This is a genomic window from [Clostridium] hylemonae DSM 15053 (assembly GCF_008281175.1).
Taxonomy (GTDB): domain Bacteria; phylum Bacillota; class Clostridia; order Lachnospirales; family Lachnospiraceae; genus Extibacter; species Extibacter hylemonae.
The window spans coordinates 3,505,243-3,524,307 of record NZ_CP036524.1 but is presented as its reverse complement, the minus strand read 5'-3'; the positions used below and the strand labels follow the sequence as shown (position 1 = coordinate 3,524,307).

Here is a 19,065-nt window from a genome sequence, read left to right as displayed (position 1 = left end):
ATTGGAGGAAACGCAAATGAAAGAGCAGAAAAAAGACAGTGCTGCCGTCAGCGAGCTGAATGTAGTGCCGTTTAAGACGAGAATGCGTCCCTATCTGATAGTAGCTCCGGCACTGATCATTACGATCGGAATCATGATACCCTTTGTAATGTCCATATATTTCTCATTGACGAGCTATTCATTCAGGATGCCGACGTACAGCTTTATCGGATTGAAAAACTGGATCACCATACTTCAATCCTCCGGATTCTGGAAATCGGTATGGGTAACGTTAAGATATGCATTTTTCAGCACGGCGCTGGAGATGGGGATAGGACTCGGGATCGCCATGCTGCTGAACAATCTGGAGAACCGCTTTTCCAAGATTTTAAGAGTCGTACTTATATTCCCGCTGATGGTCGCGCCGATCACCGCCACCATTATCTGGCAGCTCATGCTGAACAACTCTGTAGGAATCGTGGAAAAGTTCCTGAACTTCTTCGGCGTATATAACTTTCCGTGGGCGGCCAGTGCATCCACGGCGATGATGACGGTCGTAATGATAGACGTGTGGGTCAACACTTCATTCTGTATGCTGCTTGTACTTGCCGGACTACAGTCTCTTCCGAAGTCACCGTTTGAGTCGGCGAAGATCGACGGCGGAAGCGCATGGTTTAATTTCCGGAATCTGACGCTGCCTATGCTGAAGCCGAGCTTATACATTGCTCTGCTGTTCCGTCTCATGGCGGCGCTCCAGGAATATGCCATCATATTCGGCCTGACAAAAGGAGGACCGGGCGATACACTTATGAACCTGTCTCTGACCTCTTACCAGACCGGGTTCCAGTTCCAGAAATTTGGGTTTGCCCTGCCATACATACTTGTCCTATGGGTATTTATCAACATTGTGGCAAAACAGATCGTCAAGAGACAGCGTGCGGCTCAGAGACTGGCTTCCGGGCAGGATGAACAGTGAGTGCAGGAACAGTTATAAAATACAGAGTCAGAAAGGATGTAAAACATGGAAAGTAAAAAAATGCTGGGCCGTGTCGTCCAGAATTTACTGTTAGTCATATATACGATTTTTGCTTTGTTTCCATTGTTATGGATGCTTATCCTGACAATCAAGCCCGATGCGCAGATGTATACAACGACATTTGTATTCAACCCTACATTGGACAATTACAGAGCAGTCATATTCCAGTCGGACTATCTGAAATATATGTTAGACAGTCTGATCGTCGCGGGAGGCGCGGTAGCCGTCTCCGTTGTCGCGGGAGTTCCTGCCGCGTACGCGCTGGCGAGATATAATTTTAAGAAAAAGGAAGACATCGCGTTCCAGATACTGTCTTTTAAATTTGCGCCTGAGATCCTCGTAGTGCTGCCTCTGTTTATGCTCTTCCAGAAATTGGGCATCTATGATTCCTATTTCGGGCTTATATGGGTATATCAGCTGATCTGTATGCCTCTGCTCATCTGGGTGGTGAGGGGATATTTTGAGGATATTTCAGTTGAGATCGAACATGCGGCCCAGGTAGACGGTTACACATGGTACCAGATCTTCTTTAAGATGCTTGTGCCTCTTATAAAGCCGGGACTCGTATCTGCCGCGCTTCTGGCATTTATCTTCGCATGGAACAGCTTCACGTTCCCGTTGATCCTGGCCGGTACGAACGTTCAGCCGATAACAGTTGCCATCACAAAGTTCCTCGGAACAGACAGCGCCCATTACGGACAGCTGGCCGTTGCGGCGACTGTATCTGCGTTACCCGCGATCATATTCGCATTATGTATACAGAAACATTTGGTGCGAGGCCTGAGTTTTGGTGCAGTGAAGGGATAGGTGTGAGAATATGTCAAGAATACAATTAGAAAACGTTACGAAAAAATTCGGAAAAGTTACGGCTCTGGATGGCATTTCTCTGGATATAAAAGACAAAGAGTTCTTTGTACTGTTTGGCCCTGCAGGAGCGGGAAAAACGACCATTCTCAACTGTATCGCGGGGATCCAGATACCGGAGGAAGGTGTTGTAAAATTTGACGGGGAAGTGATGAACCTGACAGACGCCGCACACAGGGATACTGCCATGGTATTTGAAAACTATGCGCTGTATCCACAGATGACAGTATATGATAATATGGCGTCTCCGCTTAGGAGCCCGCTATACAAAAAGGATGAAGAGTATATCAGACAGAAGATACAGGAAGTGGCCGAGATGATGAAGATGGATTATCTTCTTAAGCGCCTTCCAAGCCAGCTGTCCAACGGACAGAAACAGCGTGTCGCCATGGGGCGCGCCCTCGTTCGTTCCCCGCGGGTGTATCTGATGGATGAGCCGCTTGCGCATCTGGACGCGAAGCTTCGCAATTCCATGCGTACGGAGCTGAAAGAGATCCAGGCAAACTTTGGGACGACGAGCGTTTATGTAACGCATGATTTCATGGAAGCCATGTCTCTGGGGGACAGGATCGCCATTGTAAATCAAGGAAAGATCGTACAGATCGGCACGGGTGATGAGATTTATTACATGCCCCGCAACGAATTCGTGTCCCAGCTTATGGGGGATCCGGAGATCAACCTGATCGCCGGAACGCTGAAAAAAGACGGGGATTCCTATACATTTGACATGAAAGCTGGAAATAAAAGCTACAGACTGCCCGATGATTTTGAACTCTTTGAGAAACTGGATGAGCTCGGCTGTGAAAATGTTGATATCGGCATGAGACCCCAGAATCTGAAATACTCTTTTGAGCCGAAGGAAGGATATCTGAAATGTACCGTTTACAGCTATGAAAGTATCGGGAACAAGTCAGTTATCGTGGCGGAACTTGAGGGCCTGCAGCTTCGCATGATCGCCCCAAACGGCCTTACTGTGAGGATCGACCAGGATATATATGTAGATATGGAACTTAATTATGCTATGTTCTTTGACGCAGAGACAAAAGAATATTTGACGAGATACAACGAAGCCGCGGTGCTGGCTTTGACGGAACAGGAGGGGTAAGAGTATGGCCGGATTAAGAATTGAACACCTTTATAAGCGTTATGAAAATAACGGCAAAAAGAAGAAAAATGCCGTACAGAATGACTATGCCGTAAATGATCTGAATCTCGTATGTGAGCAGGGAGAATTCATAGCCCTGTTAGGCCCCTCCGGGTGCGGCAAGACGACAACTCTGCGTATGACCGCAGGACTGGAAGATATCACAAAAGGAGATATTTATATCGGAGATACGCTCGTGAACAAGCTCCATCCAAAAGACAGGCATATCGGGCTTGCCTTTGAAGATTACGCCATGTATCCGCCGCTTACCGTATATGACAACATTGCGTTTAACTTAAAGGCAAAAGGCGTCGACAAGGCAGAGATCGACAAGCGGGTGCAGGAGATCGCCCCTCTGATGCAGTGTGACGATCTGCTGGATAAAATGCCGGTGAAGCTCTCCGGCGGTCAAAAACAGCGTGTGAATATCGCGCGGGCCATTATCCGCCGGCCGGAGCTGCTTCTCATGGATGAGCCGCTGTCACATCTGGACGGGAAGGCGCGCCAGGCTATGCGTACGGAGATAAAGCGCCTCATCAATGACATCAAATGTACGACCGTCTATGTGACCCATGACCAGCTGGAGGCAATGTCACTGGCAGATAAGATCGCCATCATCAACTTTGGCGTGCTTCAGCAGTTCGGCACGCCGGCGCAGGTGTACGACGATCCGGTAAATGAATTTGTCGCTTCCTTTATCGGAGAGCCTCCGATGAATATTCTCGAGACGACAATAACCGCGGATGAAGGGCACTTCTTCTTTACCTTCCAGGACAGTAACCTGAAGATCGCGGTTCCGGAACGATACCATAACGTAGTGAGCGCCGGGTTCAGATGTAAGATGGGAGTCCGCCCGATGGATGTACTGATCGGAGGAGCGGATTCCGTGGGCACGCCGGAGGAGGTCGCCACATTCGAGAATCTGGGAGATGAACGGCGCATCGGCATCCACGTAGGCGAGGCGCTGCTCATGCTCATCACAGATGATGAGACCCGGTATAAGAGCGGCGATATCATTAAACTGGAAGTCCGGGGAGAGAAGACGCACCTGTTTGACATTGAGACAGGAGAACGTATTCGAGAATAGAGCAAGTTATCCATCAGAAGGAGGTAGTTATTATGAGCAATTTACCTGAAAAAATGAAAGCGATCGTCGCCTATGCTCCGGGCGACTACAGATTTGAGATGGTCGATACGCCAAGAGCAGGCGAAGGGGAGATGATCCTGAAAGTCGAGGCGTGCGGTATCTGCGCGGGGGATACAAAAGCCTACGCCGGGGCAGCCAGCTTCTGGGGCTTTGACGGGCAGGCGAAATACATAAAAGAACCGATGATCCCCGGCCATGAATTTGTGGGGACTGTCGTGGAGATGGGAGATAAAGTAAAGGGAAACTGGAAGATCGGGGACAGGATATGTCCGGAACAGATCGTGCCGTGCGGGGAGTGTATGTTCTGTAAGACAGGCCGCCACTGGATGTGTGAGAAACATGATCTGTTCGGCTTTCAGAATAATGTAAACGGCGGCATGGCAGAGTATGTGAAGCTTACGAAAGAGGCGATCCCTTATCTCGTGCCGGCAGATATGCCGTTGGAACAGGCTGCTCTGATCGAGCCTTACGGCTGTTCCTTCCACTGTGTGGAACGGGCGCAGGTGACACCGAGAGATTTCGTTGTACTCTCGGGCGTGGGAACACTCGGTCTCGGGATGGTCGGCGCCCTGAGACAGGCAAACCCGAAATGTCTTGTCGTACTGGACATGAATGAAACTCGTCTTGCAAAAGCAGTAGAATTCGGAGCGGATATTGCAATGAATCCTGCAAAAGAGGACGTTGTCGCAAAAATCAAAGAGATGACAGGAGGCTACGGCTGCGACATCTATATAGAAGCAACCGGACATCCTTCAAGTGTACAGCAGGGGCTGGACGCGATCCGCAAGATGGGGCGTTTTGTAGAATTCTCCGTATTCGGACAGCCGGTAACGGTAGACTGGTCCATTATTTCCGACAGGAAAGAGCTGGATCTTCTCGGCGTACATCTGAGTCCGTTCTGTTATGACACGGTCATCGAATGGATCGGCAGCGGAAAGCTTCCGACAGAAGGCGTTGTCACTCATAAATTTCCGCTGGAGAAATGGGAAGAAGGATTCCACATTGCCAAGACAGGTGAAAATGGGGCGATGAAAGTGATTCTCGTTCCGGATATGGAAGCATAAGGAGGAAACGTGTATGCAGCGTATATTAAACAACCCGGATAACATAGTAGACGAAATGCTGAAAGGCTTCCTGAAGGCACATGAGGATATCGTGGAGGCAGCAAAGAATCCGAGAGTCGTCAGGGCGAAACATATTCCGGAAGGAAAGGTCGGCGTCGTAACAGGGGGAGGCTCCGGACATAAACCGGCCTTTATAGGATATGTGGGAGAGAATCTGTGCGACGCGGCGGCGGTGGGAGAAATCTGCTCTTCACCTACGGCGGCGGCTTTTCTCGACGCCTGCAGGGCAGCAGACCAGGGAAAAGGAGTGGCCTGTCTGTACGGCAACTACTCCGGTGACAACATGAATGTAAAGATGGCTGTAAAGATGGCCAAAAAAGAGGGTATCACCGTGAAAACAGTAGTGGCCAACGATGACGTCGCCTCCGCGCCGAAAGACGAGAGAGAGAAACGCCGCGGCGTGGCCGGGGAGGTCCTCATGTGGAAAGTAGGAGGAGCGAAGGCGGCCAAAGGCGGAGACCTGGACGAGGTGATCGCGGCGGCCCAGAAAGCCATTGACAATACACGTTCCGTCGGTATCGGACTGACACCGTGTACGCTTCCGGCTGTAGGCCATCCGAACTTTGAGATCAAAGACGGGACGATGGAAGTCGGGATCGGCCATCACGGGGAGCCGGGGATCGAGGTCTGCCCGCTTGAGACGGCAGACAAGATGGCGAAAAGAATGGTGGATGTCGTTCTGCCTGATTATCCGTTCACGGAAGGGGATGAAGTGGTAGTCCTCGTGTCCGGACTCGGCGCCACACCTGTCATGGAGCTGTATGTCTTATATGATGAGATCGACAGGCTTCTGAAAGAAAAAGGGATCCTGATCCACAGAGCGTATGTAGGCAATTACTTTACATCACTTGAGATGATGGGCGCGACCCTGACGGTCATGAAGCTGGATGAAGAACTGAAAGAACTGATCGATATGCCGGCGTACAGTATGGGGCTGAAACAAAAATAGACGGCAGGAGGGGAAAATAAAATGAATACATTTAAAAATGCAGACGGGAAACCGGTTCTCATGAATATGGTAAAGGCTGTTCAGGATAACAAAGCGTATCTCGGCGAAGTGGACGGACTCATCGGAGACGGAGACCACGGCATGAATATGAACAAAGGATTCTCCGTGTTTGAGCAGCGTTTCGCGGACAAAGACTTCAGCTTCACGGAGGGGCTCGATGAACTCGGAATGATCCTTCTCAATGAGATCGGCGGTTCCATGGGACCTATTTACGGGACGATATTTATGGATATGGCGGAAGCAGGGGAAGAGCTGGAGGACATCAGAGTGGAGGACTTCGGGAATATGCTGGCGGCCGGCCTTGCAGGCCTTCAGGGGATCGTGGAGGCCAAGGTAGGCGACAAGACACTGGTAGATACGCTGTCCCCGGCTGTGGACGCGGTGAAGGCGGCTCATGAAGCGGGGGAGGATTACAAGGAGGCGCTTGTGAAGATGTCGGCCGCGGCGGAAGCCGGCCGGGACAGCACAAAGGACATGGTTGCCAGATTCGGGCGTTCCAGCCGGCTGGGCGAGCGCTCCAGAGGAGTTCTGGACGCCGGAGCGGCGTCCTGCTGTATTATACTGAAGGCGATGGCAGAAGGAATATTGAAGATGATATAATACACATAAAAGGCAGCGGAACAGAAAAACCCAAAAGTGCCCACCGGCGGGCATTTTTGGGTTTTTTTGACTGTAAACAATGATTGGCAAAATTTAATGACCAGTGTTATACTTTAACTACAAAGATAGATTGAGATATATTTGTAACGAGGAGGCACTATGAAAAGAAACCTGTACATTAAAATAGCATACTGGTATTACACTTTGGGGATGACCCAGGATGAGATCGCAAAGCGCCTGTCTTTTACAAGACAGAAGGTGAATCAGATCATAAGTTCTCTCATTGACCTGGATGTTGTAAATATTAATATCCACGGCTACGAGAGGGACAACGTTGAGCTGGAATGCAGAATGGAGGAACGCTTTGGACTGAAGGAGGTGCTCGTTACAGAAGATTACGGGGAAAGCAGTACGGCTATCTATAAAGTTGCCAATGTGGCGGCCCAGTATCTGGATGAAAATATCAGGCAGGGAGATATTATAGGGGTATCCTGGGGACATACTCTGTCGGAAGTAGTAAAGCAGATGGAATTTAAAAGGCGAAGTGAGTGCCGGGTAGTTCAGCTTATCGGGGCACAGAACATAGAGGAGCTAGTGGAGAAATCGGACGAAATTGCCAGAGGGCTTGCAAACAGGCTGGACTGTCCCAGCTATATGCTGTATGCGCCCGTTGTGGTGGAACACGCGGAGACGAAAAAATGGCTGATGCAGGAGAGAAGTATCAGAGTTTCGTGTGAGCTGATGCAGAAGTGCGATGTGGCGCTGCTCGGAGTGGGAGAGCTCACGGAGCAGTCAACTATGTGTACAAGGGGACATATCACGAGAAACGATGTGCGTATCTTAAGAGAACAGGGATTTGTGGGAGATATCGCCATGAACCCGATCCGGAAAGACGGCAGCTGGGATAACTGCCCTTTAAGCGACAGACTTTTAAACGCAGACATGGAATGTCTGAAAGGTATCAAGAATACAGTCCTTATCGCCAGCGGCGCACAGAAGGTAGAGGCAATACAGGCCGCCCTGTGCACAGGAACGATAAACACGCTGATCGTAGACGTGACGACCGCAAGACAAGTTATGGACAGCTTTTAAAATTGAAATATATCCGAAGGGGAACGTACAGCGTTATCTGAATTGATTTTCAGGTAGCGCTTTTTTTGTTATATAGGAAATTGAAGTGGACTAGTCCGCTTTATTTTGTGGAAAGGAATTGACAAAAATACACAAGGTGCTATACTGAAATTACAAATGTAATATAATATTACATATGTCACATCTTTGAAAGATAACAAGTTGAATTGGAAAACAAAAGAGCGGTTCATAAACGTTTTCGGGAGGCTGTATGATGAAATATATTCTTGGGATCGACGTGGGAACATCAAATGTAAAGGCGGTATTATTCGACGAATGCGGCAATGAAGTCAGTGTATCGAGCAGGGAGAGCCGGACGATCAACGGCGCCGCAAACCAGGTGGAGCAGGATATGCTTCTCGTATGGGAAAAGGTAAAACAGTGTGTAAAAGGGGTGATGGAGGCAGGCGCGGCTTCCGGGGAGGAAGTGGCTGCCATCGGCGTGACGGGGCAGGGGGAAGGGTGCTGGCTCATCGATAAAGATGGGAACCCAGTACAGAACGCCATACTCTGGTGTGACGGCAGGGCAGTGGACGAGGTGAAAGCGATCACGCAGGAGCGCCCGGAAGTGGGAGAACTCTATCACACGACGACGGGAACGCCGCCCCTTTTGGGCAACCAGATGGTTCTCTTAAAATGGATGAAGCACAACCGCAGAGAAATACTTGATAAGGCCAGATACATGATATTCTGCAAGGACTGGATACGGTTTAAAATGACCGGGGAGATCAGGACAGAGATCACAGACAGCCTGACCTCCCTCATAGACGTCAAAGACGGGACGATAGCGGAAGAGCTTATGAAGGAGCTTGGTGTCTATGAATACAGAAGGTGTATTCCTGCTCCGGTAAGGTCTGATGAGGTCGTCGGAACAATTCTGGACTCCTTTGCAGATGAGACCGGACTGAGACGGGGCACACCGGTGATCGCGGGCGCCCTGGACACGTCAGCCACAGCGGTGGGGCTTGGGGCGATCCATGAGAAGGATGTATGTGTCATTCTGGGCACTACGTGCGCAAGTGAGATCGTGATGAAGAAGGAAGACTGTGAATTTGGGGCGCCGAATTCCAGATATGAAAAGCATCCGATCGGAGAGCTGTTCGTGGAACTCCAGCCTACGCTTAACGGGACGCCGAATATTGACTGGATGCTCAGCAATATATCTCTCACAAAAGACTTTAAGGAGATAGACAAGATCGTGGACAGTATACCGGTCGGATGCGGCGGTGTCGTGTACCATCCGTACATCAGCGTTGCGGGGGAGAGGGCGCCGTTTTACCATCCCTATGCGAGAGCCAGCTTTTTTGGCATCAGCCAGGTCACGACGAGGGAACATCTGATCCGGGCGGTGTATGAAGGAATCAGCCTTTCTATCAGAGACTGTCTGCGCAATGTAGACAAAAGAGGAACGATCTACCTGGCGGGAGGCGGGGCGAAAAGTCCCGTATGGGCACAGATGATCGCAGACGTAGCAGGCATGAAAGTAATGATACCTTCCGGGGAAGAACTGGGGGCCAAGGGCGTTGCCCTGATGGCAGGGGTAAGCCAGGGGCTGTATAAAGATTATGACGAGGCGGCGGAAAAGGCCTGTAAATTTAAGCGAGTTTTTCACCCGGATCCAGGAAATGTAAAAAAATATGACCTTATCTATGAATTATACAAAAGAGTCAGAATACATAATCAGGAAATATGGGACTACAGACATCAGATGAACAAAAAAATCAAAGCCATTGAGGAGGATTAGTACGATGAAGATTTTTTTTACAGCCGAGTATAACGAGGAAGAACTGAAGCCTCTGTATGAAGTGGGGGAAGTCGTAAAAGACGGCTGGGCGCTCGGCCTTCCGAAAATGCCGGAAGAAGAACTGGCAGAAAAGACGCGGGACGCAGATATGATCATCACGAGTTACGACGACATTACGAGAAAGGTAATAGAAAACGCAGAGCATCTGAAACTGATCGCGTGTACGAGGGCAACCCCGGTAAACGTGGACATGGCGGCGGCGAAGGAGCGGGGAATACCGGTCCTCTACACGCCGGGGCGCAATTCTGATTCTACGGCGGAGATGACTATCGGCCTGATGCTCTCTGCCGCAAGAAAGATCCCTATGGCGTATAAGGCCTTAAAAGGAGGAGAATACACCGGAGACCCGTCTTCCAGAAAGGAGACAAAGGAAGGACTGAAGGCAGACGTTATCTGGGATATGAAAGCAGACGCCCCCTATATGGTCTTCAAGGGGACACAGCTGAAGGGCAAGACGCTGGGGATCCTCGGCTACGGCAGTATCGGCCGCAGGGTGGGACGGATCGCCAGGGCATTCGGAATGCAGCTTCTGATCTTCGATCCGTTCGTCGGTGAAGTCGATGTGGAGGAGATCGGGATAAAAAAGGCGCATTCGGTGGAAGAGTTGATGAAAGAGTCCGATTTTATCACGTGTCACATGAAGGTGACGCCGGAGACGACAGGCATTATCAGCCGGGAAAGGATCGCGCTCATGAAGCCGACGGCCTATTTCATCAATGCGTCCAGAGGAGCTATTCTCGATGAGGAGGCTCTTATAGAAGCCCTGAAGGAAAAAAGAATCGCCGGCGCGGCCTTTGACGTATACGAAAGTGAACCGATAGCCCGCGATCATCCATACATAACGGAACTTGACAATGTGGTCGTGACGCCTCATATCGCGGGAGCGACAGATGACGTGCTCGTGAACCACACAAAACAGATCGTATCTGATATTAAGAGATTCCTGAAAGGGGAGCATCTGTTATATCAGTACAGATACTAAACATATGGAGGATAAAAGAATGAACAGACAAAAAGCAAAACTGACCCAGATCGAAGTGTGCAATACGGCCCTCAGCATGTACCACAGTGGACTTGTAGCCGGTACGTGGGGAAATATATCCGGCAGGGTGGACGACGAGTACATGGTCATCACGCCGTCCGGCATGGACTACGAACGGCTGGCCGCTGAGGACATGGTGATCATCAATATGCATACGCTTGCGTATGAAGGGAACTTAAAGCCTTCTGTCGAAGCGGTCGTACATGCCTCCATTTATCTGGACAGACCGGAGGTGAACGGTATCATGCATACGCATTCGACCTATGCACTTACCGTTGCGACTGCCAGAAAACCGATCCCCCCTGTCTGTGACGACCAGGTTCAGATACTCGGCGGAGAGGTGCGTCTTGCCGCATACACGATGCCGGGGACGAAGGAGATGGCAGAGGAGGTAGTCGGCGCGCTTAAGGAGCGGGCAGGGGCGCTCATCGCCAATCATGGGGCGATCACGGTAGGCCGTACGCTCACGGAAGCGTACGTTGGTTCCCAGGTGCTGGAAAAGGCCGCCATGGTATACATCAACAGCCAGAGCATCGGAGGTCCTGTGGAGATATCCCAGGAGGATATTGACTTTTTCCACGATTTCTTTTTAAACAAATATGGGCAGAGATAGGAGATGTACGGGCAATGAAAACATTGATCACAGCGAGGTTTGACAGGAAATATGAAAAGCTGCTTGAGACGGTCACGTCGGATTACACTTTTGCAGGTTATGGTGTGATCGGAGAAAAGATGCCGGCTGCGGAAATGAAAGAAAAGATCAAAGGGATCGAGCTTCTTATCACCGAATTTGAAGATATCACAAAAGAAGTGATCGAGGCCGCAGACCGGCTGAGAGTCATAGTGTGCTGCCGGAACGAGGCTTTTGCAAGTATAGATATTGAGGCGGCCACGGCAAAGAAGATCCCTGTTCTGAGGGCCGGAGGAAGAAACGCAGTCGCGGTGGCGGAGCACACGATAGCGCTGCTCATGTGCGTATCCAAAAATATCAGTCTTACAGACCATCTGCTGAAATACACTGACGAGCTGACAGGAGTTTCCTATAAGGATGACGGCGGAAAACGCGCGCAGACGATGTCGGAGTGGTCTATGGATCCGGATGCACCTTTTGCTCTCTACGGCGGCGGCCCCGAGATGTACGGCAAAATATTCGGGCAGGTCGGATTCGGCATGATCGGCAGGGAAGTGGCAAAACGCGCAAAGGCGCTCGGAATGGAGCTTCTCGTTTATGATCCTTATGTGGAGCAGGAAGATATGGATTATCTCGGGGCAAAAAAGACGGACCTGGATACCGTGATGAAAGAGTCCGATTTTGTCAGTGTAAACTGTAACGTAGTCCCGGAGACAGAGGGGCTTATCAGCAGAGACAGAATCGCGCTCATGAAGCCCACGGCCTATTTTGTCAACACGGCAAGAGCCAGAGTGCTGGATTACGATGCCCTTTACGACGCGCTGAAAGAACATAATATCGCCGGCGCCGGCCTTGACGTGTATCCGGTGGAGCCGATACCATCAAAAGATAAGTTCCTGGCGCTGCGCAATGTCGTACTGACTCCGCACCTGGCCGGCTCTGCAAGGGACATTGTGGGACACCAGACAGAGATCACGCTTGGCGATGTGAAGAAACTACTTGCTGGAGAAAGACCCCGGTTCATCTGCAATCCGGAGGTGCTCTCCTAGAATGGGAGGAATGAAACGTGCAGTATTCCCTCGGGATAGATATTGGAACAACAACGGTCAAATGTATCCTTTTCAAAGAAGGGCCGGAAGTGGCGGCAGAGGCTGAAAAGGAGTATGAGACGCTGCTTCCGGAGCCCTCCTGGGTGCAGCAGGATCCGGATAACTGGTGGGACGCGGTCGTACAGTGCATCCGCATAGTGCTGGCTAAAAGCTGGGTTGACGCAGAAGACATCAAGGTCATATCGGTCAGCAGCCAGGCGCCGGCCGTGCTTCCTGTGGACAAGAACGGAAAGCCGCTTCACGACGCATTGATCTGGATGGACAGAAGAAGTAAGGAAGAATATGAGATCATCAAAGAAAGGGTAGGAGAGGATAAAATATTTGAGTTAACCGGCAACCGGCTGGATACGTATTTCACACTGACAGAGCTCATGTGGTTTCTGCGCAATAAGCCGGAACTTATGGAAAAGTGCTGTAAGGTCCTCCAGGTGAACGGATATATCAACTATAAGCTTACCGGAACATTTTCCATCGATGATACCCATGCTTCACTTACTCAGATCTACGATATACACCGCTGCTGCTGGAGCGAAGAACTGCTGGCGGCTGTCGGCGCGGACCGCTCGCTTATGCCGGATGTCTACAGGTGCTGTGAACCGATTGGAAATGTCTCAAAAGCCGCAGCGCAGATGACGGGGCTCTCTGTGAAAACAACAGTGCTCGCGGGAGCGGTGGACGCCACAGCGGCAGGGCTGGAGGCCGGAGTTTATGAGGGCGGGAGAATCGCAGAAATGACCGGAACAAGTTCGGTCGTGCTCATAGGCTTTGACAGGCTTGTCACGGCACGAGAGCTGTCCTACTTAAAAGGGAGAGGAGAAAACAGCACGATCCTCTACGGGCCGATGAATACAGCGGGAGGTTCACTTAAGTGGTTCAGAGACGCGCTTTTTGGAGGGGAGACGGTCAGGAAAGATTCCTACCGGAGGATCAACAGCGAGATCGAGAAGATGGCAAAGTATCCGTCAAAGATCATATTTCTCCCATATATGGCAGGGGAGAGGGCGCCCATATGGGACCCGGACGCAAGAGGCACGTTTATCGGACTGAACCTGAATACAAACCGGGCGGAAATGATGCGCTCTATTATGGAAGGAACATGCTTTGCGCTGAAGGATAACCTGAACCAGGCGCTTAAGATCGGAATTCCCATTCATGACATTATCTGCTGCGGCGGCTGCAGTAAAAGTGAGATCTGGCTGAAGATCAAAGCGTCTGTTATTGAAAAGGAGATCAAGCTGCCGGAAGTAAATCTGGGCGCGCCGGGCGGACTGTCTTACATAAACGCGGCTTACATGGGAGAATACAAAAGTCCGGAAGAAGCGTCCGCCGCCTGTCTTAAGATCAGAAAGACGGTAGAGCCGGTAAAGGAATGGATAGAACCATACCGGGAAATGTTTGACGTATACGAAGAGTCATACCGGTCATTAAAGGAACAGTTTAAAGCACTCGTAAAAATATGAGACACAAACGTCCGTGGAATGCAATTTATTCCATGGACGTTTGTCATTTTGGAATCTTATTCCCCGCTGAGCAGTTCGTCGGCAGTTGTATCCAGAATCTGCGCGAATGCCTTGAGTTCTATATCTGTCACAAATCGTTTTCCGCACTCGATTCTCTGTATGGCGGCTTTTTGCGCGCATAAAAAGATATAAATATCTCCACGCAGAACATGAAACAGAAGAAATCGTGTTATAATGGACCATATTATGATGAGAATGGAGACATATGTGCAGGAGGTAAAGCTATGGAACGTATTTTTATAGTGGAGGATGAAGAGAAGATCCGCAGTGAGCTGAAGACTGTTCTGGAGAAAAATGGATACACAGTGGAGGCGGCGGCAGAGTTTGGCGATATACCCCGCCAGATCATGGAGGCGGCGCCGGATCTTGTACTGCTTGACATTAACCTGCCTGTGAATGACGGATTTTATATCTGCCGAGAAATACGCAGGCAGTCTGATATCCCTGTCATTGTAGTCACAAGCTCGGACAGTGACATGGATGAGCTGATGAGCCTGAACGTAGGGGCGGATGATTTTATTACAAAGCCGTATAATATTCATATCCTTTTGGCCCACATCGGGACAGTGCTGCACCGGGTGAAAGGGCCGGGCAGGTCGTTTGTGATCACGCACAAAGGTCTGTCTCTGGACGTGCTGGGCAGCAGCGCCAGCCACAGGGGGAAGAAGGCAGATCTGACAAAGAACGAACTCGGTATACTGAAATATTTGATGGAGCATGCCGGCGCTGTCGTTTCGAGAAACGAGCTTATCTGCCACATGTGGGAGATGGAAGAATTCATAGAGGACAGCACGCTTACGGTAAATGTCAACCGGCTGCGCAGGAAACTGTCGGATATCGGACTGGATGATTATCTTCTCACAAAACGGGGACAGGGGTATATGGTATGAGTTTTTCACAGTATATAAAAGACAGATGGTTCGCGCTCTTCACAGAACTGTTCATAAGTTTCCTGGCGGCGGCTTTTCTGAGTGTTATGGGGAGTCCTGCGCCAGTCACTGCCGCGGTAGTGATACTTTACTTCGCGGGAGTGCTTCTGTCTGCAGGCTATGACTTTTTAAGGAAAAAACGGTATTATGATGAACTGTCGGATACACTGGAGCAGCTGGAGGAAAAGTCGTATCTGAGCGAAATGATAGAAGAGCCGGAATTTCTTGACGGACAAATATTGTATCACGTTGTCAGAACGAACGGAAAGTATCTGAATGACATGATCGCGAAGCAGCGCAGGGAACTGGAAGAATATAAAAGTTATGTGCAGACATGGGTGCATGAGGTGAAGACGCCGATAGCAGTGGAACGGCTTATCCTTGAGAATCATAAAGGGGAAGCGGCGGAAGGTCTTGCGGAGGAAATCGATAAAATAGAAAAATATGTAGAGCAGATGCTCTATTACAGCAAAAGCGCAAGTGTGGAATCAGATTATATTATCCGGCCGCTGTCACTTAAAAAATTATGTATGAGCGCAGTGCAGAGAAATGCCAGGATGATGGTGGCAGAAGGAGTGTCCCCAAAGTTCGGCAGTCTGGACTGCGAAGTGCTTGCGGATATCAGGTGGATGGAATTTGTGCTCGGACAGATCATCACAAACGCGGTAAAGTATCGTGATAAAGAGAGAGATTCATGGCTGTCTTTTTCCGCAGAACAGACAGATGAAAAGGAGGGAAGAGGGAAAAACCGGATCAGGCTCACTGTGGAGGATAACGGGATCGGTATAGCTTCCCAGGATATTCCCAGGGTATTTGCAAAAGGATTTACAGGGGAGAACGGGCGGCTCTTTAAAAAGTCTACAGGTATGGGTCTCTACCTCTGCAGGAATCTGTGTGAAAGAATGGACATAGAGATGGAGATCCGGTCCGTAAAAGGGGAAGGAACCGCGGTATCCTTTTATCTGAATACGATATAACTGTATGAGAGAGAATAACAGGGGGAACATTACAGCAATGTAATGTTTCTGTCATGTAAATCTGTGGAAGAATACAGAAGAGAATGTTAGACTGTGGATAACAATTCAAGGAGGAACAAATAAATGGACACAATCTTGAAAGTCAGAGATCTTGAAAAATTTTATAAAAATAAAGGAAGTCTGACTAAAGCAGTCAATCATATCAGTTTTGATGTTCAAAGCGGTGAATATATAGGAATCATGGGTGCGTCCGGAAGCGGGAAGACAACGCTGTTAAACTGTATCTCTACGATAGACAGCGCAACATCCGGGCAGATATGGGTGAGAGGTACGGACATTACCGTGCTGGATAAGCGCAGGCTTGCCAAATTCCGGCGGGAGGAGCTTGGATTTATCTTCCAGGACTTCAATCTTCTGGACACACTCAACGCGCGGGAGAACATTGCTCTGGCGCTTGCCATTAAAGGTGAGAGGCCGGGGACTGTAGAGCGTAAGGTACAGGAGGTGGCGGCAGACCTGGGTATCGCAGATATACTGGATAAGTATCCGTATGAGATGTCGGGCGGACAGCAGCAGAGAGTCGCCTGCGCGCGGGCCGTGGTGACAAAACCGTCTCTTGTGCTGGCGGACGAACCGACCGGCGCGCTCGATTCCAAGTCGGCGGGAATGCTTCTGGAAAGCTTCCGTATGATGAATGAGAAAAAGAATGCGACTCTTTTGATGGTGACGCACGATGCATTTACGGCAAGCCACTGTAAAAGAATTCTTTTTATCAAAGACGGCCGGATCTTTAACGAGCTGGTAAAGGGAAGCCGTTCAAGGAAGCAGTTTTTTGATGAGATCATGCAGGTCGTATCTTATCTGGGAGGAGGGCTCAGCCATGCGGTCTGAAAAGATGAGAACAGACCGGACGGCTTCAAAAGAAGTATTTCGGGAGCTTGCGGTCAAGAATGTTAAAAAAAGCGGAAGAGATTATCTTATTTATTTTATGACACTCGCTTTTTCCGTCGCCCTTTTCTATACGTTCAATTCAATAGAAGCACAGTTTCGGGTCTTCGGCGTACCTGACAGATTAAATTTCCTCAGCTTTTCCAGCGGGATGATGGCGGGGGTGTCTCTGCTCGTCTGCCTGATCATGGGATTCCTCGTGGCATATGCCAACCAGTTTATGCAGAAACGCAGAAAAAGGGAGATGGGCGTTTACATGACGCTCGGAATGGAATATGAAGATATAAGCGCCTTGATGTGGAAGGAGACATGCCTGGTAGGAGGAGCTTCCCTGGCTGCCGGTCTCGTGCTCGGTATAGCTCTGTCCCAGGGGCTGTCCATGGTCACTGCAAGAATTATCGGGACGGATATTGCGGACTACCGCTTCTTTCTTTCGCCAAAGGCGGTCGCCGCGGCGGTATTTTTCTTCGGATGTATGTATTTCTTCGTATACCGGAGGAATATGCGGGAGATAAGAAAGATGCAGCTGCTAGAACTTCTGTACGCAGGGAAGAAAAATGAGAATATTTCCAGGGGAAAGACAAAGGATATTCTCATGTTTGTTCTGGCGGCGGCGCTGATCGGCGGAGGGTACGCTGTGCTCGCCGCTCCGGAAAAACTGTATTTTACACAGGGAATGTTTCAGGGGATCGCCATGATCGCCGCGGGGAGCATGTTATTTTGTATGTCGGTGTCTGAAGTGCTAGTGAAGGTGCGAAAAAGCAGTAAGCGGTACTACTACAGACGACTGCATCTGTTTGCGGTGAACCAGCTCGGCAGCAGAATGAAAAGCGCCGGCGCCTCTATCGGAGTGGTGAGCATACTCGTCTGCCTGTCTATATCGGCTATGACGCTTGGACTCAGTATCGGAGGGGCGCTCGTCAGTGACGCGGATGAGGTCGCGCCTTATGACGTGAGCTTTCCGCTGCGCAAAGACGAAGGCCTGAGTGAAGGCCTGACGGTGGAACAGATTCTTGCACAGAAGGGTCTCGTACTGTCTGACTATGTGAAAGATTCGGCGGAGCTTCGGATATATAATGCGAAGGGGCTCACCAGCGATCTCTTCGGCGCATCCGCCGCAGAGAAAGAGGACGCCGACGGACAATTTAAGTATTATATAAATATCGTCGGTATCGACGATTACAACAGAGTAATGGCGCTTCAGGGAAAGGCGCCGGTAAAGCTCGGAGAAAATGAATATGCAATAAATTACAGTGTAAAGGAAGACAGAAAAAAACTGGAAAATTTCATGAGCCATAAAGGCAGAACGGTGCAGCTCGAAGGCACAGAGCTGACTCCGGCGTCCAAGGGCCTCTATAACCGTGTATACGGCAATGAAAATGTGTACTCAGACGGAGGAACGCTGATCGTTCCGCAGCGGCTGACAGAAGGTCTTGAACTGTTCGCGGCTGTGGACAGCGGAACGTTCCTGAATGCAGATTCCTATGAAAAACTTTCGGAAGCCATTCTCGCCATACCGGAGCATATCACCTGCAATACACATATGGATATCAAGGTGGAAATTATGTCCAATATACTCACGGTCAGCTATATCGGAATCTATCTTGGCATTACATTTCTCATTGTAGCAGGAGCAGTGCTCGCGCTGCAGCAGCTTTCCCAGGCGGCGGACAATGAACAAAGATACGCCCTGCTCAGGAAGATGGGCGCCAGAGATAAAGATATGAAAGAATCACTGCTTATGCAGCTGAGGGTATATTTTGGGATTCCGTTCATGCTGGCCGTGGTAAACGCATTATTTATTATAAGAGGGATGCTTGCCGGTGTGGAGGAGATCAGTACAGGAAAGCTGCTGCAGACCGGGATGTTTACAGGAGGACTCGTTGTCGCGGTGTACGGACTGTATTTTATCGTGACATATACAGGGAGCAGACGGATATTAAAGCTTAAGAGCAGCTTTCTTAAATAGTTCTGATGCGCGGCGCATGTGTGCCGGCAGCGAAAGGACCGATAACCGAATTTGGTTATCGGTTTTTTTGTCAGAAACTGCTTGACCCTGACCGTAGAGGAG

Annotated in this window: 17 protein-coding genes; all 17 read left to right on the top strand. The window is 49.8% G+C overall.

The window, feature by feature from the left end; translation table 11 throughout:
* Positions 1-16 precede the first annotated feature (16 nt).
* The 17 genes from LAJLEIBI_RS16530 (at position 17) to LAJLEIBI_RS16445 (ending at position 18,963) form a co-directional block, all read left to right on the top strand.
* Complete coding sequence (locus LAJLEIBI_RS16530; RefSeq protein ID WP_006443281.1) at positions 17-955, top strand: carbohydrate ABC transporter permease; 939 nt, start codon at positions 17-19, stop codon at positions 953-955.
* Positions 956-1,000: 45 nt separating this feature from the next.
* Positions 1,001-1,822 carry a carbohydrate ABC transporter permease gene (locus tag LAJLEIBI_RS16525; RefSeq protein WP_006443280.1) on the top strand — a complete coding sequence of 274 codons (822 nt, stop codon included), beginning with the start codon at positions 1,001-1,003 and terminating at the stop codon, positions 1,820-1,822.
* A gap of 10 nt (positions 1,823-1,832) precedes the next feature.
* On the top strand, positions 1,833-2,984 hold the full coding sequence (locus tag LAJLEIBI_RS16520) for an ABC transporter ATP-binding protein (protein ID WP_006443279.1): 1,152 nt from the start codon (positions 1,833-1,835) through the stop codon (positions 2,982-2,984).
* Between the two features lie 4 nt (positions 2,985-2,988).
* The gene (locus tag LAJLEIBI_RS16515; RefSeq protein ID WP_006443278.1) at positions 2,989-4,110 is read left to right on the top strand and encodes an ABC transporter ATP-binding protein; all 1,122 of its coding nucleotides are present in this window, start codon (positions 2,989-2,991) and stop codon (positions 4,108-4,110) included.
* Positions 4,111-4,142: 32 nt separating this feature from the next.
* Positions 4,143-5,234 (top strand): erythritol/L-threitol dehydrogenase, encoded by a 1,092-nt coding sequence (locus LAJLEIBI_RS16510; RefSeq protein WP_006443277.1) that lies wholly within the window; start codon positions 4,143-4,145, stop codon positions 5,232-5,234.
* A gap of 13 nt (positions 5,235-5,247) precedes the next feature.
* Entirely contained in the window at positions 5,248-6,243 is a 996-nt protein-coding gene (locus tag LAJLEIBI_RS16505) for a dihydroxyacetone kinase subunit DhaK (RefSeq protein ID WP_006443276.1), read from the top strand.
* A 21-nt stretch (positions 6,244-6,264) separates the two neighbouring features.
* On the top strand, positions 6,265-6,903 hold the full coding sequence (gene dhaL, locus LAJLEIBI_RS16500) for a dihydroxyacetone kinase subunit DhaL (RefSeq protein ID WP_006443275.1): 639 nt from the start codon (positions 6,265-6,267) through the stop codon (positions 6,901-6,903).
* Positions 6,904-7,062: 159 nt separating this feature from the next.
* Positions 7,063-7,995 (top strand): sugar-binding transcriptional regulator, encoded by a 933-nt coding sequence (locus LAJLEIBI_RS16495; RefSeq protein ID WP_006443274.1) that lies wholly within the window; start codon positions 7,063-7,065, stop codon positions 7,993-7,995.
* A 250-nt stretch (positions 7,996-8,245) separates the two neighbouring features.
* Positions 8,246-9,778, top strand: coding sequence for an FGGY-family carbohydrate kinase (locus tag LAJLEIBI_RS16490; RefSeq protein WP_006443273.1), 1,533 nt, complete (start codon positions 8,246-8,248; stop codon positions 9,776-9,778).
* 4 nt (positions 9,779-9,782) lie between these two features.
* Positions 9,783-10,820 (top strand): 2-hydroxyacid dehydrogenase, encoded by a 1,038-nt coding sequence (locus LAJLEIBI_RS16485; protein ID WP_006443272.1) that lies wholly within the window; start codon positions 9,783-9,785, stop codon positions 10,818-10,820.
* Positions 10,821-10,839: 19 nt separating this feature from the next.
* Positions 10,840-11,493 (top strand): class II aldolase/adducin family protein, encoded by a 654-nt coding sequence (locus LAJLEIBI_RS16480; RefSeq protein WP_040435070.1) that lies wholly within the window; start codon positions 10,840-10,842, stop codon positions 11,491-11,493.
* Between the two features lie 14 nt (positions 11,494-11,507).
* Entirely contained in the window at positions 11,508-12,560 is a 1,053-nt protein-coding gene (locus LAJLEIBI_RS16475; protein WP_006443270.1) for a 2-hydroxyacid dehydrogenase, read from the top strand.
* Between the two features lie 17 nt (positions 12,561-12,577).
* A complete protein-coding gene (locus tag LAJLEIBI_RS16470) occupies positions 12,578-14,080 on the top strand; it encodes a xylulokinase (protein WP_006443269.1) in 1,503 nt (500 codons plus the stop codon).
* 284 nt (positions 14,081-14,364) lie between these two features.
* On the top strand, positions 14,365-15,030 hold the full coding sequence (locus LAJLEIBI_RS16460) for a response regulator transcription factor (protein WP_040435068.1): 666 nt from the start codon (positions 14,365-14,367) through the stop codon (positions 15,028-15,030).
* Positions 15,027-16,046, top strand: coding sequence for a sensor histidine kinase (locus LAJLEIBI_RS16455; protein WP_006443266.1), 1,020 nt, complete (start codon positions 15,027-15,029; stop codon positions 16,044-16,046). Before LAJLEIBI_RS16460 ends, LAJLEIBI_RS16455 begins: the two co-directional genes overlap by 4 nt.
* 123 nt (positions 16,047-16,169) lie before the next feature.
* Positions 16,170-16,937 carry an ABC transporter ATP-binding protein gene (locus LAJLEIBI_RS16450; RefSeq protein ID WP_006443265.1) on the top strand — a complete coding sequence of 256 codons (768 nt, stop codon included), beginning with the start codon at positions 16,170-16,172 and terminating at the stop codon, positions 16,935-16,937.
* The gene (locus tag LAJLEIBI_RS16445; protein WP_006443264.1) at positions 16,927-18,963 is read left to right on the top strand and encodes an ABC transporter permease; all 2,037 of its coding nucleotides are present in this window, start codon (positions 16,927-16,929) and stop codon (positions 18,961-18,963) included. The genes LAJLEIBI_RS16450 and LAJLEIBI_RS16445 overlap by 11 nt, the downstream gene beginning before the upstream one ends.
* Positions 18,964-19,065: the final 102 nt, after the last annotated feature.

Excerpts from the sequence above, each read along its gene's own strand:
- LAJLEIBI_RS16530 (WP_006443281.1), top strand. The coding sequence starts at position 17 with ATGAAAGAGCAGAAAAAAGACAGTGCTGCCGTCAGCGAGCTGAATGTA.
- LAJLEIBI_RS16525 (WP_006443280.1), top strand. The coding sequence starts at position 1,001 with ATGGAAAGTAAAAAAATGCTGGGCCGTGTCGTCCAGAATTTACTGTTA.
- LAJLEIBI_RS16520 (WP_006443279.1), top strand. The coding sequence starts at position 1,833 with ATGTCAAGAATACAATTAGAAAACGTTACGAAAAAATTCGGAAAAGTT.
- LAJLEIBI_RS16515 (WP_006443278.1), top strand. The coding sequence starts at position 2,989 with ATGGCCGGATTAAGAATTGAACACCTTTATAAGCGTTATGAAAATAAC.
- LAJLEIBI_RS16510 (WP_006443277.1), top strand. The coding sequence starts at position 4,143 with ATGAGCAATTTACCTGAAAAAATGAAAGCGATCGTCGCCTATGCTCCG.
- LAJLEIBI_RS16505 (WP_006443276.1), top strand. The coding sequence starts at position 5,248 with ATGCAGCGTATATTAAACAACCCGGATAACATAGTAGACGAAATGCTG.
- dhaL (WP_006443275.1), top strand. The coding sequence starts at position 6,265 with ATGAATACATTTAAAAATGCAGACGGGAAACCGGTTCTCATGAATATG.
- LAJLEIBI_RS16495 (WP_006443274.1), top strand. The coding sequence starts at position 7,063 with ATGAAAAGAAACCTGTACATTAAAATAGCATACTGGTATTACACTTTG.
- LAJLEIBI_RS16490 (WP_006443273.1), top strand. The coding sequence starts at position 8,246 with ATGATGAAATATATTCTTGGGATCGACGTGGGAACATCAAATGTAAAG.
- LAJLEIBI_RS16485 (WP_006443272.1), top strand. The coding sequence starts at position 9,783 with ATGAAGATTTTTTTTACAGCCGAGTATAACGAGGAAGAACTGAAGCCT.
- LAJLEIBI_RS16480 (WP_040435070.1), top strand. The coding sequence starts at position 10,840 with ATGAACAGACAAAAAGCAAAACTGACCCAGATCGAAGTGTGCAATACG.
- LAJLEIBI_RS16475 (WP_006443270.1), top strand. The coding sequence starts at position 11,508 with ATGAAAACATTGATCACAGCGAGGTTTGACAGGAAATATGAAAAGCTG.
- LAJLEIBI_RS16460 (WP_040435068.1), top strand. The coding sequence starts at position 14,365 with ATGGAACGTATTTTTATAGTGGAGGATGAAGAGAAGATCCGCAGTGAG.
- LAJLEIBI_RS16455 (WP_006443266.1), top strand. The coding sequence starts at position 15,027 with ATGAGTTTTTCACAGTATATAAAAGACAGATGGTTCGCGCTCTTCACA.
- LAJLEIBI_RS16450 (WP_006443265.1), top strand. The coding sequence starts at position 16,170 with ATGGACACAATCTTGAAAGTCAGAGATCTTGAAAAATTTTATAAAAAT.
- LAJLEIBI_RS16445 (WP_006443264.1), top strand. The coding sequence starts at position 16,927 with ATGCGGTCTGAAAAGATGAGAACAGACCGGACGGCTTCAAAAGAAGTA.